Source organism: Lysobacter cavernae (assembly GCF_042648505.1).
Taxonomy (GTDB): domain Bacteria; phylum Pseudomonadota; class Gammaproteobacteria; order Xanthomonadales; family Xanthomonadaceae; genus Lysobacter_L; species Lysobacter_L cavernae.
Window position 1 is genome coordinate 1 of sequence record NZ_JBHRXK010000005.1, and the last position, 15,889, is coordinate 15,889.

Below are 15,889 nucleotides of genomic sequence, written 5' to 3' on the forward strand. Positions count from 1 at the left end.
CTGGGATCGGCTCTCGCCTTCGACAAAACGCTTCATTCGTAACCCATGCCAGCGCGATGGCTTAGTCTAACGAGTGATGCGTTTTCACACAGCCTGGGTCGCAAGCGACCGTTGATCAGCACCAACGAGTCGATCAGGGGGAACCGGCGCAGCTGACCTGTTGAGCCGGAATCCACATGCGGGGCCGGGGCCTGTGGCAACCGGCGCATTACGACCAAAGGAAGTCCCCGTGTGACGCCTGACCGACGACGCGATGCGCCGGGTTGGCAAGCCCGTCGCGGTGCTGCGCGCCCGCATTCCATTCACCCGGCTCTACACCGGGCCGGCTAGGGTCACGCCTGCAACCGACCCCAGGAGACCTCACCATGATCGCCAAGCTCCAGCCGTGCCTTTGGTTCGACGGCAATGCCGAACAGGCGGCGCGCTTCTACGCCGACACCTTTGCAGACAGCCGCATCGGCACCGTCATGCGCGCACCCACGGATTACCCGGCCGGCAAGCAGGGCGACGTGCTGACCGTCGAGATGACCATCCTCGGCATGCCGTTCCTGCTGTTGAACGGCGGGCCGGAGTTCGCGTTCAACGAAGCCGTCAGCTTTCAGGTCGCGACCGACGACCAGGCGGAAACCGACCGCTACTGGAACGCCATCACCACCGACGGTGGCCAGGAGGTCGCGTGCGGCTGGTGCAAGGATCGCTTCGGCTTGGCGTGGCAGGTCACGCCCAAACGCCTGACCGAACTCCTGGCCCAGGGCGGCGACACGGCGGCACGCGCGTTCAAGGCGATGATGGACATGACGAAGATCGATATCGCCGCGCTCGATCGAGCGGTCGAGGGCGCCACCCCTGCTTGAGATCGCCGGCCGGCAGTGAATGACGCGAAGACCGGCCGCATCGAAGGCAAGGCGCCGCCGCGGGTCGATCGGCGCGATCCGTGACCCCGCGCCGGAGGGGGCCGGCCTGCCAGTTCCGGCCGGCAGGTGACGTGGCCCCGGTTTCCTCGGGACAATAGGCCTCCTCCCCCGAGGCACTCACGTTCCATGCTCCCATTGCGCCTAGTACTGATCTCCCTGCTGATCGCGGCCAACACCGTGTTGCATGTGTTTCCGCTGCTGTTGGTGGCGTTGCTGAAGGCGTTGCTGCCGTTCGACCGTTTGCGGCGGGCGAGCAACCCCCTGCTGACCGGGCTGGCGGAAAGCTGGATCGGGGTGAACAACTGGATGATCGACCGCTTCACCGGCATGCGCGTCGACGTGCAGGAGGACGCGGTACTGCAGGCGGATGGCCATTACCTGGTGCTGGCCAATCACCGCAGCTGGGTGGATATCCTGGTGTTGCAGAAGGTGTTCAACCGGCGCATCCCGCTGCTGCGCTTCTTCCTGAAGCGGCAACTGTTCTGGGTGCCGTTGCTGGGGCTGGCGTGGTGGGCGCTGGATTTCCCGTTCATGGGCCGGCACACGCCCAAGCAGATCGCGCGCCGGCCGGAGCTGGCCGGGCGTGACATCGCGGCCACGCGCCGCGCCTGCGAGAAGTTTCGCGCGATACCGGTGGCGATCATGAACTTCGTGGAAGGCACGCGCTTCACCGCGGCCAAGCACGACGCGCAAGCGGCACCGTACCGGCATCTGCTGAAGCCCAAGTCCGGCGGCGTGGCCTTCGTGCTGGATGCGATGGGCGAGGGCCTGCACGCGATCCTGGACGTGACCATCGCGTATCCGGGCGGGACGCCGTCGCTGCTGGACCTGATGGCCAACCGCATCCCCGAGGTTCGCGTGTGCGTGCGCCAGCGTCCGATTCCGGAAGAAATGCTGCACGGCGACTACCAGAACGACCGGGCCTTCCGTGCACGGTTCCAGCAATGGATGAACGAGCTGTGGTGCGAGAAGGACGAGGATCTGGCGCGGCTGCTGGGCAAGTAAGGGAGTGACTTCATCGGGCGGGTCGTGTTCTATCCATCCGCCGTCGCCCTTGGCGCACTCGGTCTGTGATTCAACCCTCGGCAGCGCAGCCCAGTAAACGAAGCGTACTCGGGCTCTTCTACCGTCGCGACGCAATCCCGGGTGCGGCCGGTGGCCTTACCCGGGCTACGGTTTCTGACTCACCGAGACGGTTGCTGTAGCGTCGCCTGCCCGGTGGGTGTGTGTGGAATACGCTTGCGTATCCGCCATCGTCCCTCTGCATCGTCGGGCTGCAGGAGCCAGGATTTTCTGTCGATGCGGGTGACGCGTGCCGTTTCGTACGACGCGACGCGCAGGGTGATCGTTCCCGCTCGAAAGGCGTAGTGCCCGGGCACAACGATGCCATCGCTGAACTCGACCGCGCAATCGGAGTCGTCCGTGCCTTCGGGTGCTTGCGGCACCCGGACCTTGCAGCCCGGATAGGCATGCGTGTTGCTGAGTTCGAACCGCATGTCCAACCCTCCGGATTCTCGGCTCGGCAGACTATCGTGCCTGGGAAACGTCGGATCAATCGACGCCGCATCATGCGTTGCGTCCGATTGTCACCCTGTCCAAGGTCACGGGTGCGCCCGGCCACGCTTTGCAAGAATGCCGATGCCTTCAACAAGGACGTACGGGAGCACTGCATGAGCAAGTGTTGGGCGAAGTGGGGGTGGCTGTTGGCGCTGATGGGTCCGGCTGTGGCGCAGGCGCAGGTTGATCTGACGGTGCTCGACCGGGACATGACCGGTCCGCGCGCACAAGTGCTGGTGCTGGGCACGGTGCACTTGAGCGGCATGCCCAAGGACTTCAGGCCTGCGTTGCTGGACCGGTTGGCTGCGTTCAAGCCGGAGGTCATCACCATCGAGGCGCTGTCCGGTGAGGAGTGCGATCTCGCCGCGCGCCATCCCGCTGTGTACGGCAGCGATTACTGCGCCACTGCCGACGCGGCCAAGGCCGCGACCGGGCTGGACGTGCCCGCGGCCATCGCCGAGGTGAACAAGACGCTCAAGGCCTGGCCCGCGCAGCCGACGCCCGTGCAGCGGCGGCACCTGGCGTCGCGGTTCCTGGCCGCCAACGACCGCTCGTCCGCCTACGTGCAATGGCTGCAGTTGCCCGATGGCGAGCGTCGCGCGGGCGATGGGTTGGATGCTGCGCTGGTGGCGATGCTCGAGCAGATCGCCACGCGCAACAACGAGAACTACCAGATCGGCGCGCGCCTGGCCGCGCGGCTGGGCCTGCAACGGGTGCATGCCGTCGACAACCACACCGGCGACAACATCGATGTCGCGGATGCGCAGGCGTTCGGTCAGGCGATGCAGCAGGCCTGGAGTGCGGGAAGGACGGAACTGAACGTCCGCGAGAAGCAGGAACAGGCGTTGTCGCAGGGCCGCGACCTGCTGCCGCTGTACCGCTACATCAACCAGCCCGAGCACCTGGAAGTGCTCGCCGACGTCAACGCGCGTGCTGCCATGAGGGCGCAGTCGCCGCAGGACTACCCGCAGATCTGGGTCGCCGGATGGGAGGCCCGCAACCTGCGCATGGTGGCCAACATCCGTGCGGCGTTCCGCGAACAGCCGCGGTCGCGGGTGCTGTCGATTGTCGGCGTCTCGCACAAGCCGTGGTTCGACAGCTGGCTCGGGCAGTTGCAGGGCGTGGAGATCGTCGATGCCGAGCAGGTGTTGAAGTGATCTGACGGTCTGCATGAAGTAGGGCGCAATAACATTGCGCCGCATGGGGGGCGGTGGTGGTAGTTGGGCCTGGTGGCCAGCTTCTTGAAGCAGCATGCGTGCAATCCACTTCGCTTACGCCCCGAAGGAAGTCCCCTTGGAGGATTGCACCCTACGGGCTTCGGACGCACATGGAAGTGGCCGTCGCCCGGTATCCCCGACGTTCTCTTTGCGACACCCGGGGGATACCAAACATGCGACTGCTCTGCCTGATCCTGTTGCTGGCGTGCGCGCCGGTGCTGGCCCAGCCCTACAAGGGGCCAATCATCGACGTCCACCTGCACGTGGGCGCGGCCGCGCCAGGTGCGCCCAACCCCGCGACCGGCCAGCCCACCACCGCCAACACCGACGCCGAGCGCGAGCGACTCACGCTGGAGCGCATGCGCCAGCACGGCATCGTGCTGGGCCTGGTGAGTGGCCCGGACGCGGCGATGGCGAGCATGCGCCGCGCGGGCGGCGAGGCGATCTGGGCCGGCGCGTTTCTCGACGACGGGCGCACGCCGCTGCCGCCGCCGGACGTGCTGCGCAAGGCCTTCGCCAACGGCGAGTTGAAGGTGATGGGCGAGATCGCCGCGCAGTACCACGGGCTGGACCCGAGCGATGCGTGGTTCGAGCCGTACCTGCAGCTGGCCGAGGAGTTCGACATCCCGGTCGGCATCCACACCGGGCTGGGGCCGCCGGGCACGCCGTACGGATGCTGCCCCGGTTTCAGTGCGGGCCTGGGCAACCCGATGCGGCTGGAACCCCTGCTCAAGCGTCACCCGAAGCTGCGGGTGTGGTTGATGCATGCCGGCTGGCCCTACCTGCAGGAAACCAAGGCCATCCTCCATGTGTACCCGCAGGTGCACGCCGACCTGTCGGTGATCAACTGGATCATCCCGCGCCAGGAATTCCACGACTACCTGCAGGCGCTGGTGACCGCCGGCTTCACGGACCGGCTGATGTTCGGCTCCGACCAGATGGTGTGGCCGGAGGCGATCACCCTGGCGGTGGAGGGTGTGGACAGTGCGGCGTTCCTGACGCCGGCGCAGAAGCGCGCGATCTTCCACGACAACGCGGCGCGGTTCCTGCGCGTGGCGAAGGTGGCCGGGCCGTGAGGACCGCCGCCGATGACCTCATTACTCGTCCGTTACTAGTCAGTCGCGCAGCGGCAGTGCGGCCTGCCGGGCGGTGGGCAGCGCCACGCCAAGCTCGCCGGCCAGGGTCGGCGCGATGTTGCGGATGTCGATGTGGCCCAGGTTCTTGCCAGCCTTGATGCCCGGCCCGGTGACGAAGAACGCCGAGCTCATCTCCGGGTGGGTGTTGAGGTAGCCGTGGGTGCCGGTGGTCGTGGCGGTGGGCGTGACGACCTTGCCGGTGAGCGCGCCGCCCGTGGCGAAGCCGGAGCGGCAATCCACCAGGAACGAGGCCTGCGGAAGCGCGCCCAAGGCGACGGCTTCCTCCCCGCGCAGCACCGTCGAGATCCCGTTGGCCGGATCTGCCGCCAGCGCGGTGAGGATGCGGTCCACATGGGCGCGGGTGGCTGCGTCCTTCGGATCCTGCAGGACCACCGAGGCGCTGCCGCCTGAGTTCCAGGCGTAGGCCTTCCAGGACTTCACCTTCGGGGCGGGGCCTTCGGTCAGTTCGATCAGGCCGGCATCGGCGAGCGCCGCGTTGAGGTGCAGCAGGTGGTTGACCGGGTGGAAACCGTGGTCGGAGGCGATGACGATGGTGCTGTCCGGATAAGCCTTGCGCTGGGCCTGGACGATGCGGCCGACCATGGTGTCGATCTTTTCCAGCACCGGCAGCGAATGCTCGTTGAGTGGACCGTGTTCGTGCTGGGCGCCGTCCAGCGCCACCAGATGCAGGGTGAGCAGGCGTGGCTTGGCCTGCTCGATCATCGCGATGGTGACCTCGGTCGATTTGTCGTCCAGGGCCAGGCCATCGGGACCGGCGTAGTACGGGTGGCCCGTGCGCTGCTCAACGGACTCCAGGAAGCCGCGAGGGGTGGACACCGATTCCATCAGGAACTGGTCATAGGGGCGCTTGTTGCGCCAGTACTCGGGCACGTTGTAGTCGATGGCCGGGTGGCCCACCGAGACCGGCCACAGCACCGCGGCGGTGGTCATGCCCTTGGCCTTGGCCGCTTCCCACAGGGTTGGCGCCTTGATCTGCGCGCCGTACCAGTTCCATGCGCCCTGTTCCAGGCCCAGCGGGTCGAACACCGTATTGGTGTAGATGCCGTGCTCTTGCGGCGAGACGCCGGTCACCAGGGCGGTGTGGTTGGGATAGGTCACGGTGGGCGTGACGTTGGTGACCCGTTGCGCATAGGCGCCGTTGCGGACGAACTCGCGCAGCACCGGAACCCGTGCGCCGAAACGATCGGCATCGAGCACGTAGCTCGGATGCAGGCCGTCGATGGAGATCATCAGCACGGCGCGTCCGGATTCGTGCACTTGCCGGGCCAATGCCGGGGCGGCCAGTGCGAGCAGTACGCTGGCCAACAAAAGCAGGGACGTGGAACCGAGGCGGTGCAAACGCGACATATGACAGGTCATGGTTCTGCAAAGGGAAGTGTCTGGAGGCCACACACCCTAGGCTCCACTCCATGACATGCACTTTGCAGATTTGAGTAAGCGCATCGCCGCCGCGCGCTTTGTGCGCGACTGCACGCTTTCCGTCATGAAATCTGCTCATTCGGCAAGCATCTTCTGCATGTAACACGGATTACACGACGGACTCACATGCTGCCGGGCTTCCTCCATCCACGCAGGAATCCCACAGTGCGATCGTCCGTTTCTCGGCTGGCTGCCGGTATCACCGTTGCGGTCTTGTCCATGCAAGCTTCCGCCGTCGTCCAGGCGCAAGCACGCACCTCCCACACGCCATCGCAGGAGGCGGCCCCCGAGGAGCCGGGGCAGGAAGAGGGCTCCAGCAATCCGGATTTCGTCGAGGCCCGCACGCTGGACAACGTGGTCGTGACCGGCTCGCGTGTCGCTCGCCCGGACCTGGTGAACCCGATGCCGGTCAGCGTCATCCACATGGACGAAGCACTGCGCTTCGGCCAGACCAGCCTCTACGACGTACTGACGCAGAATCCGGCGATCGGCATTGGCAACAGCCTGTCCAGCAGCGTGACCGGCTGGGATGCCGGCGCGGCCTTCGTCAACCTGCGCAACCTCGGCACCAACCGTTCGCTGACCCTGATCGACGGCAAGCGCCGCGTCTCCAGTTCGGCGCGATCTTCCGCGGTGGACATCGGCACGATTCCGCTGGGCATGATCGAGCGCGTTGACATCGTCACCGGCGGCGCGGCGGCAGTGTATGGCGCGGATGCGGTGACCGGCGCGGTGAACATCATCACCAAGAAGGACATCGAGGAAACCACGCTGTCGGCGACCAAGAGCTTGTCCGAACGCGGTGACTCCGGCGAGTTCAACGCCTCGATTTCCACCGGGTTCAAGTTCGCCGATGACCGTGGCCGTTTCACCATCGGCGGCACCTATACCAAGACCGATCCGCTGTACATGTCCGACCGCTACGACTGGACGCAGCAGCCGTTCAATCTGGCGAACCCGGCCAACACCGGCACCAGCGACGGCATTCCCGACAACATCACGCTGTACGACTACCGCCAGCACTATTACGCCTATGAGCCCAACTTCTGGCTGGCCGGCGACAAGAAGCGCTACATGCTGCAAAGCGACGGCAGCGTGCGCGCGATGGTGCATGACACTTTCTACGGCAATGGGCCGGCGCAGTTCGCCACCGGCGGTGGCGGCGATGGCCGCAACCTGACCGACCATTACCAGTTCCGCGGCGGCGAGGAATCCGCGTCCGTGCTGGGGCTGGTGGATTTCTACTTCACCGACAGTTACCGCGGCGCAGGCTGGTTCAACTATGCCAAGACCGATTACGACGGCGATTTCTACCCTTGGCGCGATGACACCCGCGCCACCTTCTTTGGCGGCGCAGGCGGCGCGAAGGCCTACCTGGACAACCCGTTCCTGCCGGATTCGATCCGCGCCGTCATGGAAGAAAAGGGCCTGACCTCGCTCAGCATCGACCGCACCTACGGCAACTTCCCGGTGCGCGACGAAGTCCACCACCGCAGGACCTTCACCGTCGGCGGGGAGCTGGGGGGTGACCTCACCGACTACATCGGCTGGAGCGCGTTCGTCCAGTACGGCAAGGTGGAAGACCACGCCATCGAAGGCAACGTGCCGTGGAAGTCGCACTGGCTGGCCGCACGCGACGTGATCGAGGTCGACGGCCAACCGGTGTGCCGCGACGTCGCCGCACGTGCCGCCGGTTGCGTGCCGCTGAACATCTTCAGCACCAGCGCGCCAAGCCAGTCACTGCTGGATTACGTGTTGAACGACCGCGATGAATATCGCACCACCACCCAGAAGCTGGCGGGTGCGCAAATCAACGGCTCGGCGTTCGAACTGCCTGCCGGCGACATGAATTTCGCCGCGGGCATCGAGTACCGCAAGGACACCTTGAAGAACACCGACGACCCGCTGGCCCTGTCCGGTGAACTGGTCTATGGCGGCGGTCCCGGTGCGCGTTCGCAATTGGACGTGGCATCCGACGTTTCCGAGGTCTTTGCCGAAGTGATGTTGCCGGTGCTGGCCGACGTGAGCTTCGCCAAACGCCTGGACCTGGAGCTGGCCTACCGCTATTCCGATTACAGCACCGTCGGTGGCACCGATGCGTGGAAGGCTGGCCTGATCTGGGAGCCGGTACAGGGCTTCGCCGTGCGCGGCGTGCGGTCGCGCAGCGTGCGCACCCCGAACTTCGGCGAGCTGTACGAACCGATATTCACCAGCACCACCGCCGGTTCGATTTCAGATCCCTGCATGGTCGGCAGCTATTACGCCACGGCCACGCGCGCGGCCAACTGCAAGGCGCTGGGCGTGCCTGAGCCGATCGTGGATCCGAAGATCGGCCCGCACATCACCACCGGCGGCAATCCGGAGCTGGCGCCGGAGACGTCGGACAGCCTGACCGTGGGTTTCGTGTGGCAGCCGTCGTTCCTTGAGAACTTCGATCTGACCGTGGACTACTGGGATATCGAGATCGCCGACGTCGTCACCCAGCTCAGTTACACCACCATCCTCAACCTGTGCGTGGATCTGCCGAGCATCGACAACCCGTACTGCGCGGCAGTGGGCCGCAATCTGACGCCGGGCGTGCCGACCCAGCAGCATGGCGTCCTCCTGCCGGCAGGCGCGGCACTGTGGGTGAAGGCGCAGCAGGACAACATTTCACGCCTGTACGCCAGGGGCATCGACGTGTCCGCCCGCTATCGCGTCGACGTTGGCCCGGGCCGTCTCGGCTTCCAGTTCGCAGGAACCTACCTGCTGGAACACGTCACCGAAACCACGCCGGGTATCGAAGCGGGCGATGTGATCAGTGACGGCGCGTACAGCAACCCGCATGTGCGCGCCAGCCTGACCACCACGTATGACGTCGGCAAGTTCGGCGTGGCCCTGCTCAGCCGCTTCCTGGGCCATGGCCGAGCCAACGTGAATGCCATTTCTAACGAGCAGTACGACGACAACACGGTGCCTTCGCGTACCTACCACGACCTGTCGGCCCGTTACAGCTTCGACAATGGCCAAACCCTCAGCTTCGGCGTGAGCAACCTGTTCGACACGAAGCCACCGTACATGGGGTTCGGCGAGCCGGGCATCTATGCCAACAGTCAGGTCTACGACCTGGTCGGTCGCGCCTACAACCTGACCTGGACCTACACGTTCTGATTGAAGGCCATGCGCGCCGTACGTCCATTGCGGTGGACGTACGGCCGGTTTCACATGCGGTTGTTGCCGCGCTGGATGACGTGCTGTGGGATGCGCGGAAGATCGAGTCGTGGAAGACGAACCATGGCGGGGCCTTGCGGTTCAGCGCCTCGTCGCCAGCACGCCGTCCAGCGCGAGCTGCGCTTTGAAGCCGGCCTTCTCAAGGCGTTTGGCCACCTCGCGCGGGACATCGCGGCCGCTGGTGAGCTTGTTCGGGCTGCCGGTGTAGTGGAACAGGCGGCCGCCGCGACGCAGGACGCGCGCCAGCTGGTCGTAGAAGACCTGCGAGTACAGCTCGCCGGCGATCCCGAAGCGCGGCGGGTCGTGCAACAGTGCGTCCACCGCGGCGTCGCCGATCTGCGTGATCGCCTGTGACACGTCGGCATGGGTGAGCTGCAGTCGGCCACCGAAGGCGGGCGCGTCCGGGTCCGGCGACCACGGGTTGAGCGTGCGCAGCCACAGCACGTCGGCGTTCTTCTCGAACGAGTGGATGCGGGCCACGCCCGCGTCGATGCAGCACGCCGCGAAGTAGCCCAGGCCGCCGCAGGTATCGAGCACGACCTTTCCTTGCGGCTCCACCAGCGCCACCTTGCGGCGCGCATCCTCGACCGGCGACTCCTTCGAGGTGGGCAGCATCTTGATGCCGTCGATCTCGAACGTGGGCGCGCGCCATTCGCTGGGCACCAGCTTGATCAGCGAGCCGGAATAGCGCGACACCGGCGCGAAGTCATCGCCGTCCCAGTAGTAGATCGTGCGGTCTTTGAGCTTGTCCGGGTACGGGTAGCGCTGATCGCGCCACTGCCAGGCGTCGGTCGCAAGCACCGCGTCGCCGTTCGAGCGTCCCAGGTCCAGCGAGCCGGTCCATGCGCCTGCACCGGTATCGCGTGCGGCCAGCAGTGCCTCGGCGAGCAGGCGTGTGAGCAGGGGGCCGGAATAATGCGGCACGCGGGCAACTCCTGGGGCGGCGAAAGGGTGGGGCATTTTCCGCCAAATCCAACGGGCTGGGTGCATTTTCCAAGGCGCGCAGGCCCTCGAACGTAGAATGCCGGCGATGGCTTATCTGGGATTGTTCGTCACGGCGTTCATCGCCGCCACGCTGCTGCCCGCGCAATCCGAAACGCTGATGGTGGGCTTGCTCGTGGCCGGCTACGTGCCGTGGCTGCTGGTGGTCGTGGCCAGTGTCGGCAACGTGCTGGGCTCGACCGTCAACTGGTTCCTCGGGCGCGAGCTGACGCGTTTCAGCGAGCGGCGCTGGTTTCCGGTCAAACCCGCGGCGCTGGCGCGGGCGCAGGCGTGGTACGGCCGCTACGGCAAGTGGACGCTGCTGCTGAGCTGGATGCCGATCATCGGTGACCCGCTGACCCTGGCGGCCGGGGTCATGCGCGAACCGCTGCGCGTGTTCCTCGTCCTGGTGACTGTCGTCAAGACCGCGCGTTATGTGGTGCTGGCCGTCGTGGCTGCGCAATATGCATGAAGGCTGCTGATCCGTAGCCGGGTAAGGCCACAGGCCGGGCTACGCCCTTGTATTGAATAACAGAAGCAACGTCCATGGATCCCCGCCTTCGCGGGGATGACGAGAGCTTGCGTAGCCCGGGTAAGCGGAGCGCACCTGGGATGGTGACGGTCCTCGAAAGGCGCCCAGGTGCGGCCTGAGGTCTTACCCGGGCTACCGGACCGGTTTGCGGATGCTGGCGTCCGCGCCGGGAACGGGGGCGACGGAGCTGCGACTCAACCAAAGTCACTCGACCGCGCGGTGCGCGGCCGCTAGGCTCCGGCGTTCCATATTTCTGCGGAACCGCCCGATGAAGTCTTCGTCCCTGAGCCTGAGCCTCGCCATCGCGCTTGGCCTGGTCTCCACCGTTTCCGTCGCCGCCGGCCGGTCGGCCAGCAAGCCCGAGCTCGGCGACTTCGGCGTCGACCTCAGTGCCCGCGACCTGTCTGTGAAGCCGGGTGACGACTTCAACCGTTACGTCAGCGGCCACTGGCTGAAGACCTATGAGCTGAAGGACTACGAGACCTCGTACGGCTCGTTCAACCAGCTGCGCGATCGCGCCGAGGAGCAGGTGCACGGGCTGGTCGAGGGGCTGCAGCAGCGCAGCGACCTCAAGCCGGGCAGCAACGGTCAGAAGGTGCGCGACTACTACGCCAGCTACATGGACCACGCCGCGCGCGATGCCGCGGGCATCACGCCGCTGCAGCCGCTGCTGGGCCGCATCGCCGCGATCGACTCCAAGCCGGCGCTGATCGCCGCCTTCGCCAACGCCGACCTCGACGCCAGCGCCTCGCCGATCCGCCTGGGCGTCGACCTGGACCGCAAGAACCCGGATGCCTATCTGGTCAGCCTCAACGTTGGCGGCCTGGGCCTGCCGGACAAGGATTACTACCTCAATCCGGACGCGCGCTTCGTCGCCATCCGCGCGGCCTACGTCGCGCACATCCAGCGCATGCTCGGCTTTGCCGGCGCGGCCTCTGTAGGCGTTGGCGACGGCAAGGCCCGCGCCGAGCAGGTGCTGGCGCTGGAAACCGCGCTGGCCAAGCCGCAGTGGGAGCGCGCCAAGCGCCGCGACCGCGACAAGACCTACAACGTGGCCACCTTCGCGCAGTTGCAGAAGCAGTTCCCGTCCTACGACTGGGCCGCGCACCTGCGCGCACAGGAAATGAAGCAGCCCGACCGCGTCAACGTGGTCACGCCGGATGCGGTGCAGCCGGTGCTCGACGTGATCGCCGCGACGCCGCTGCCGGTGTGGCGCGACTACCTGGCCTTCCACGCCATCGACGGCAATGCCGACCTGCTCAGCCGCGCCATTGACGAGGCCTCGTTCGCCTTCAACGGCAAGGTCATCGGCGGCCAGAAGGCGCAGCGCGACGACTGGAAGCGCGCGGTCGCCACCGTCGGCGCCAAGGACGGTCTGGGTGACGCGCTCGGCGAGTTGTACGTGGCGCGTTACTTCAAGCCCGAGGCCAAGGTGGCGATGGACCAGCTGGTCGAGAACCTGCGCGCGGCGCTGCGCCAGAACATCCAGCAGATGGACTGGATGGGCGAGGCGACCAAGGCCCAGGCGTATCGCAAGCTCGAAACCTTCCGGCCGAAGATCGGCTACCCGGACAAGTGGACCGACTACGCCAGCGTCAGCATCGTGCCCAACGACCTGGTCGCCAATGCCATGGCGCTGCGCCGCTTCAACCGTGCCGACGAGAACCGCCGCATCGGCCAGAAGACCGACCGCGACGAATGGGGCATGACGCCGCAGACGGTCAACGCCTACTACAACTCGACCTTCAACGAGATCGTGTTCCCGGCGGCGATCCTGCAGCCGCCGTTCTTCGACCTGAACGCCGATCCGGCGGTGAACTACGGTGGCATCGGCGCGGTGATCGGCCACGAGATGGGCCACGGCTTCGACGACCAGGGCAGCAAGTCCGACTTCGCCGGCATCCAGCGCAACTGGTGGACCGGCGAGGACCGTGCCCGCTTCGATGAACGCACCAAGGCGCTGGGCGCGCAGTACGACGCCTACTGCCCGCTGCAGGGGCAGTGCGTCAACGGCGCGCTGACCATGGGCGAGAACATCGGCGACCTCGGCGGCCTGTCCATGGCCTACACCGCCTACCAGCTGAGCCTGAAGGGCAAGCCGGCGCCGGTGATCGACGGCCTGAGCGGCGACCAGCGCTTCTTCCTGTCGTGGGGCCAGATCTGGAAGGGCAAGTACCGCGACGAGTCGCTGCTGACCCTGATCAAGACCAACCCGCATTCGCCGGGGATGTACCGCGCCAACGGCCCGGTGCGCAATTTCGACCCGTGGTACCAGGCGTTCGACGTCAAGCCCGGCGACGCGATGTACCTGGCGCCGGAACAGCGCGTGCGCATCTGGTAACCGACCATAGCGACGACGGCGCGGCGGGACTGGGTTCCGCCGCGTCCCGCTGCAACGTGTTCCACCATTCCCTCAATCGCTACAGAGTGACAGACGTTATGAATGCCCAAGCCTTCTACCCCATCGGTACCCCTGGCCAGCCTTGGGGCGACGCGGAAAAGGCGCAATGGCTGTCGCGCCAGACCCGCCAGCGCAGCTATGCGGATGAGGTGCTCAGCGTCATCGAGCGCCTGCGTCCGCGCTTCGACGTGGTGGAGTACGGCTGGCTCGAGTACGGTACCGAAACCTTCCCGCTGTTTGCGTTCAAAAGCCGTGACTGGCGCGACGACTTGCCGGTCGCACTGGTGACGGGCGGCGTGCACGGCTACGAGAGCAGTGGCGTGCACGGCGCGTTGCAGTTCATCGACCGGCACGCGGACGAGTATGCGGGCCGCATCAACCTGCTCATTGCGCCGTGCATCAGCCCGTGGGCGTACGAGCGGATCCACCGTTGGAACGCGAACGCGATCGACCCGAACCGTTCGTTCCGCAACGACAGCCCGGCCGCTGAATCGGCGGCGCTGCTGCAGTTGGTGGCGCCCGTGAGCGATCGCGTGCTGGTGCACATCGATCTGCACGAGACCACCGACAGCGACGAGTCCGAATTCCGCCCGGCACTGGCCGCGCGTGACGGCAAGCCGTTCGAGCCGGGCGAAATCCCCGACGGCTTCTACCTGGTCGACGACAGCGAGCACCCGCAGCCTGAGTTCCAACAGGCGGTGATCGCGGCGGTCGAAAAGATCACCCATATCGCCCCGGCCGACGCCAACGGCGAGATCATCGGTTCGACGGTGGCCGCGCCGGGTGTCATCCGTTACCCGCTCAAGCAGCTCGGCCTGTGTGCGGGTATCACCGATGCCACGTACAAGACCACCACCGAGGTCTACCCCGACAGCCCACGCGCCAGTGCCGAGCAATGCAACGCCGCGCAGGCCGCGGCGGTGTGTGCGGCCATCGACTTCGCGCTGGCGCATTGATAACGGCGATCGAATTTTTCCCTGTTTCAGGATGCCAAGGATGAGCTTGATCAGCAGTGGGTTGGTGGTTGGCGTGCTGGTGTGCGCGGTTTCCGCAACGGCGCACAGCGCGGTATCGAAAGACGACAAGCCTGCGGCGGGACCCGTCATCCACACCGAGGACGTCGACCGCTTCTACCGGGTCTACGACGCCGCCGGCGGACGCCCGACGGCCGAGCAGCTCCAGCACGACTACCTCGATGCGGGCTCGGAGGGCTTGCATCAGCTCGCCAAGGTCCGAAACGTCACCGGGGTCCGGATCGCCGAGAACCTGGCCAGGCACCCGCAGGTCTATTCGGGTGCCAAGCGTTGCATCGCCGTGCTGCCGCGCGTGCGCCAACGTCTGGACGTCGCTTTGGGCGAGTTGGTTCGCCTCTATCCGCAAGCGAAGTTGCCGCCGGTCACGATCGCCGTCGGCCGGGGCAAGCCGGTCGGTGTGGGCAGCCCCGTTACCGGCTTGCAGATCGGCCTTGAGGCGTTGTGCGCGACGGACTGGCTCAACCCCGACGTGGAGGACCGGTTCGTGTACGTGATCGTCCACGAATACATGCACGGGCAGCAGGTGGAGGCGCTGGTCGATGCCGAGCACCCCACGGTGCTGGAACGCTCGCTGGCCGAAGGCGCGGCCGAATTAGCGACCGAACTGGTCGCCGGCAATGTCGCGTATTCGGTGTTCGCTGCGACCACCAAGGGCCGTGAGAGGGAGATCGAGACTGCGTTCGTTGCCGACGTGGACAAGACCGACCTCTCGCAATGGCTCGACAACAGCACCACGGACAAGCCAGGCGACCTCGGTTACTGGGTCGGCTATCGCATCGCCAAATCCTATTACCAGCACGCCCCCGACAAGAGCCGGGCCTTGCGCGAAATCCTGGAAATGGACGATCCCAAGGCGTTCCTTGCCAAGAGCGGTTGGTATCCCGGCATCCAGCTGCAGTAGCCCGTGCAAGGCGGCTTGAATCGCGGTCGCCCCAATGGTTGGCGGTCACCACAGAATCGGGACGGGCGGGGCATTGAACGGCCGGTTTCCGGTGGCCCTGGGGAACTCCTCCCACGTAATCGGGTCGATTCCGACCACAGGCGACTTGTCGGACATGCTGGATGCGCTTTAACGTGACCGCTCCATCCGAATCCTCGCGAGCAGACTCCATGATCGAGCGCATCGAAGCCGGCCACCGCATGTCCGAGGCCTGTATCCACAACGGTGTCGCGTACCTGGCCGGGCAGGTGGCAGCCGATGCCACGGCCGGAATCGAGAACCAGACCCGGCAGGTGCTGGCCGAGATCGATGCGCTGTTGTCGCAGGCGGGTACCGACAAGACCCGGATCCTGCGCGCGCAGATCTTCCTGGCCGACATCGGTGACTTTGCCGGGATGAACAAGGTCTGGGACCAGTGGGTGGCGTCCGGCAAGGCCCCCGCGCGTGCCACGGTGGAGGCGCGGCTGGCCAACCCGGCGTGGAAGGTCGAGATCGTGGTGACCGCGGCGCTCTGACACCTCGGGCCG

General features: G+C 66.1%; 13 protein-coding genes. 10 read left to right on the forward strand and 3 right to left on the reverse strand.

The genetic code is table 11. From position 1 onward, the window contains the following. The first annotated feature begins 365 nt into the window (after nt 1-365). Together ACFOLC_RS11635 and ACFOLC_RS11640 are read left to right on the forward strand one after the other, a co-directional pair. Nucleotides 366-854 carry a VOC family protein gene (locus ACFOLC_RS11635; RefSeq protein WP_386759429.1) on the forward strand — a complete coding sequence of 163 codons (489 nt, stop codon included), beginning with the start codon at nt 366-368 and terminating at the stop codon, nt 852-854. Nucleotides 855-1,040: 186 nt separating this feature from the next. Continuing rightward, entirely contained in the window at nt 1,041-1,919 is an 879-nt protein-coding gene (locus tag ACFOLC_RS11640; protein ID WP_386759430.1) for an acyltransferase, read from the forward strand. A 179-nt stretch (nt 1,920-2,098) separates the two neighbouring features. Here ACFOLC_RS11640 and ACFOLC_RS11645 read toward each other — a convergent pair whose 3' ends face one another. Further along, nucleotides 2,099-2,410, reverse strand: coding sequence for a hypothetical protein (locus ACFOLC_RS11645; protein ID WP_386759431.1), 312 nt, complete (start codon nt 2,408-2,410; stop codon nt 2,099-2,101). A gap of 174 nt (nt 2,411-2,584) precedes the next feature. Between ACFOLC_RS11645 and ACFOLC_RS11650 the strand changes: the two genes are divergently transcribed. Next, nucleotides 2,585-3,628 (forward strand): DUF5694 domain-containing protein, encoded by a 1,044-nt coding sequence (locus ACFOLC_RS11650; RefSeq protein ID WP_386759432.1) that lies wholly within the window; start codon nt 2,585-2,587, stop codon nt 3,626-3,628. A 233-nt stretch (nt 3,629-3,861) separates the two neighbouring features. Then, complete coding sequence (locus tag ACFOLC_RS11655; RefSeq protein WP_386759433.1) at nt 3,862-4,764, forward strand: amidohydrolase family protein; 903 nt, start codon at nt 3,862-3,864, stop codon at nt 4,762-4,764. A 39-nt stretch (nt 4,765-4,803) separates the two neighbouring features. Here the strand turns inward: ACFOLC_RS11655 and ACFOLC_RS11660 are convergent, their stop codons facing one another. Next, nucleotides 4,804-6,192, reverse strand: a complete 1,389-nt coding sequence (locus ACFOLC_RS11660; RefSeq protein ID WP_386759434.1) for an alkaline phosphatase family protein — start codon at nt 6,190-6,192, stop codon at nt 4,804-4,806. A 291-nt stretch (nt 6,193-6,483) separates the two neighbouring features. Between ACFOLC_RS11660 and ACFOLC_RS11665 the strand changes: the two genes are divergently transcribed. Then, nucleotides 6,484-9,414 (forward strand): TonB-dependent receptor domain-containing protein, encoded by a 2,931-nt coding sequence (locus ACFOLC_RS11665; protein ID WP_386759435.1) that lies wholly within the window; start codon nt 6,484-6,486, stop codon nt 9,412-9,414. A gap of 141 nt (nt 9,415-9,555) precedes the next feature. On the opposite strand, the gene ACFOLC_RS11670 is transcribed toward ACFOLC_RS11665, so the two are convergent. After that, entirely contained in the window at nt 9,556-10,398 is an 843-nt protein-coding gene (locus ACFOLC_RS11670) for a class I SAM-dependent methyltransferase (protein WP_386759436.1), read from the reverse strand. A gap of 106 nt (nt 10,399-10,504) precedes the next feature. Here ACFOLC_RS11670 and ACFOLC_RS11675 point away from each other — a divergent pair, with 106 nt between their 5' ends. The 5 genes from ACFOLC_RS11675 (at nt 10,505) to ACFOLC_RS11695 (ending at nt 15,877) form a co-directional block, all read left to right on the forward strand. Next, entirely contained in the window at nt 10,505-10,927 is a 423-nt protein-coding gene (locus ACFOLC_RS11675; protein ID WP_386759437.1) for a YqaA family protein, read from the forward strand. A 328-nt stretch (nt 10,928-11,255) separates the two neighbouring features. Beyond that, nucleotides 11,256-13,328, forward strand: a complete 2,073-nt coding sequence (locus ACFOLC_RS11680; RefSeq protein ID WP_386759438.1) for a M13 family metallopeptidase — start codon at nt 11,256-11,258, stop codon at nt 13,326-13,328. Between the two features lie 98 nt (nt 13,329-13,426). Beyond that, on the forward strand, nt 13,427-14,344 hold the full coding sequence (locus ACFOLC_RS11685; RefSeq protein WP_386759439.1) for a M14 family metallopeptidase: 918 nt from the start codon (nt 13,427-13,429) through the stop codon (nt 14,342-14,344). Between the two features lie 40 nt (nt 14,345-14,384). Next, nucleotides 14,385-15,323 (forward strand): gliding motility protein GldB-related protein, encoded by a 939-nt coding sequence (locus tag ACFOLC_RS11690; RefSeq protein WP_386759440.1) that lies wholly within the window; start codon nt 14,385-14,387, stop codon nt 15,321-15,323. A gap of 209 nt (nt 15,324-15,532) precedes the next feature. Further along, nucleotides 15,533-15,877 carry a RidA family protein gene (locus ACFOLC_RS11695; protein WP_386759441.1) on the forward strand — a complete coding sequence of 115 codons (345 nt, stop codon included), beginning with the start codon at nt 15,533-15,535 and terminating at the stop codon, nt 15,875-15,877. The last annotated feature ends 12 nt before the right edge of the window (nt 15,878-15,889 follow it).

Bases quoted from the DNA above. Each gene is read 5' to 3' on its own strand.
- ACFOLC_RS11635 (WP_386759429.1), top strand. From the start codon at position 366: ATGATCGCCAAGCTCCAGCCGTGCCTTTGGTTCGACGGCAATGCCGAA.
- ACFOLC_RS11640 (WP_386759430.1), top strand. From the start codon at position 1,041: ATGCTCCCATTGCGCCTAGTACTGATCTCCCTGCTGATCGCGGCCAAC.
- ACFOLC_RS11645 (WP_386759431.1), bottom strand. From the start codon at position 2,410: ATGCGGTTCGAACTCAGCAACACGCATGCCTATCCGGGCTGCAAGGTC.
- ACFOLC_RS11650 (WP_386759432.1), top strand. From the start codon at position 2,585: ATGAGCAAGTGTTGGGCGAAGTGGGGGTGGCTGTTGGCGCTGATGGGT.
- ACFOLC_RS11655 (WP_386759433.1), top strand. From the start codon at position 3,862: ATGCGACTGCTCTGCCTGATCCTGTTGCTGGCGTGCGCGCCGGTGCTG.
- ACFOLC_RS11660 (WP_386759434.1), bottom strand. From the start codon at position 6,192: ATGTCGCGTTTGCACCGCCTCGGTTCCACGTCCCTGCTTTTGTTGGCC.
- ACFOLC_RS11665 (WP_386759435.1), top strand. From the start codon at position 6,484: ATGCAAGCTTCCGCCGTCGTCCAGGCGCAAGCACGCACCTCCCACACG.
- ACFOLC_RS11675 (WP_386759437.1), top strand. From the start codon at position 10,505: ATGGCTTATCTGGGATTGTTCGTCACGGCGTTCATCGCCGCCACGCTG.
- ACFOLC_RS11680 (WP_386759438.1), top strand. From the start codon at position 11,256: ATGAAGTCTTCGTCCCTGAGCCTGAGCCTCGCCATCGCGCTTGGCCTG.
- ACFOLC_RS11685 (WP_386759439.1), top strand. From the start codon at position 13,427: ATGAATGCCCAAGCCTTCTACCCCATCGGTACCCCTGGCCAGCCTTGG.
- ACFOLC_RS11690 (WP_386759440.1), top strand. From the start codon at position 14,385: ATGAGCTTGATCAGCAGTGGGTTGGTGGTTGGCGTGCTGGTGTGCGCG.
- ACFOLC_RS11695 (WP_386759441.1), top strand. From the start codon at position 15,533: ATGATCGAGCGCATCGAAGCCGGCCACCGCATGTCCGAGGCCTGTATC.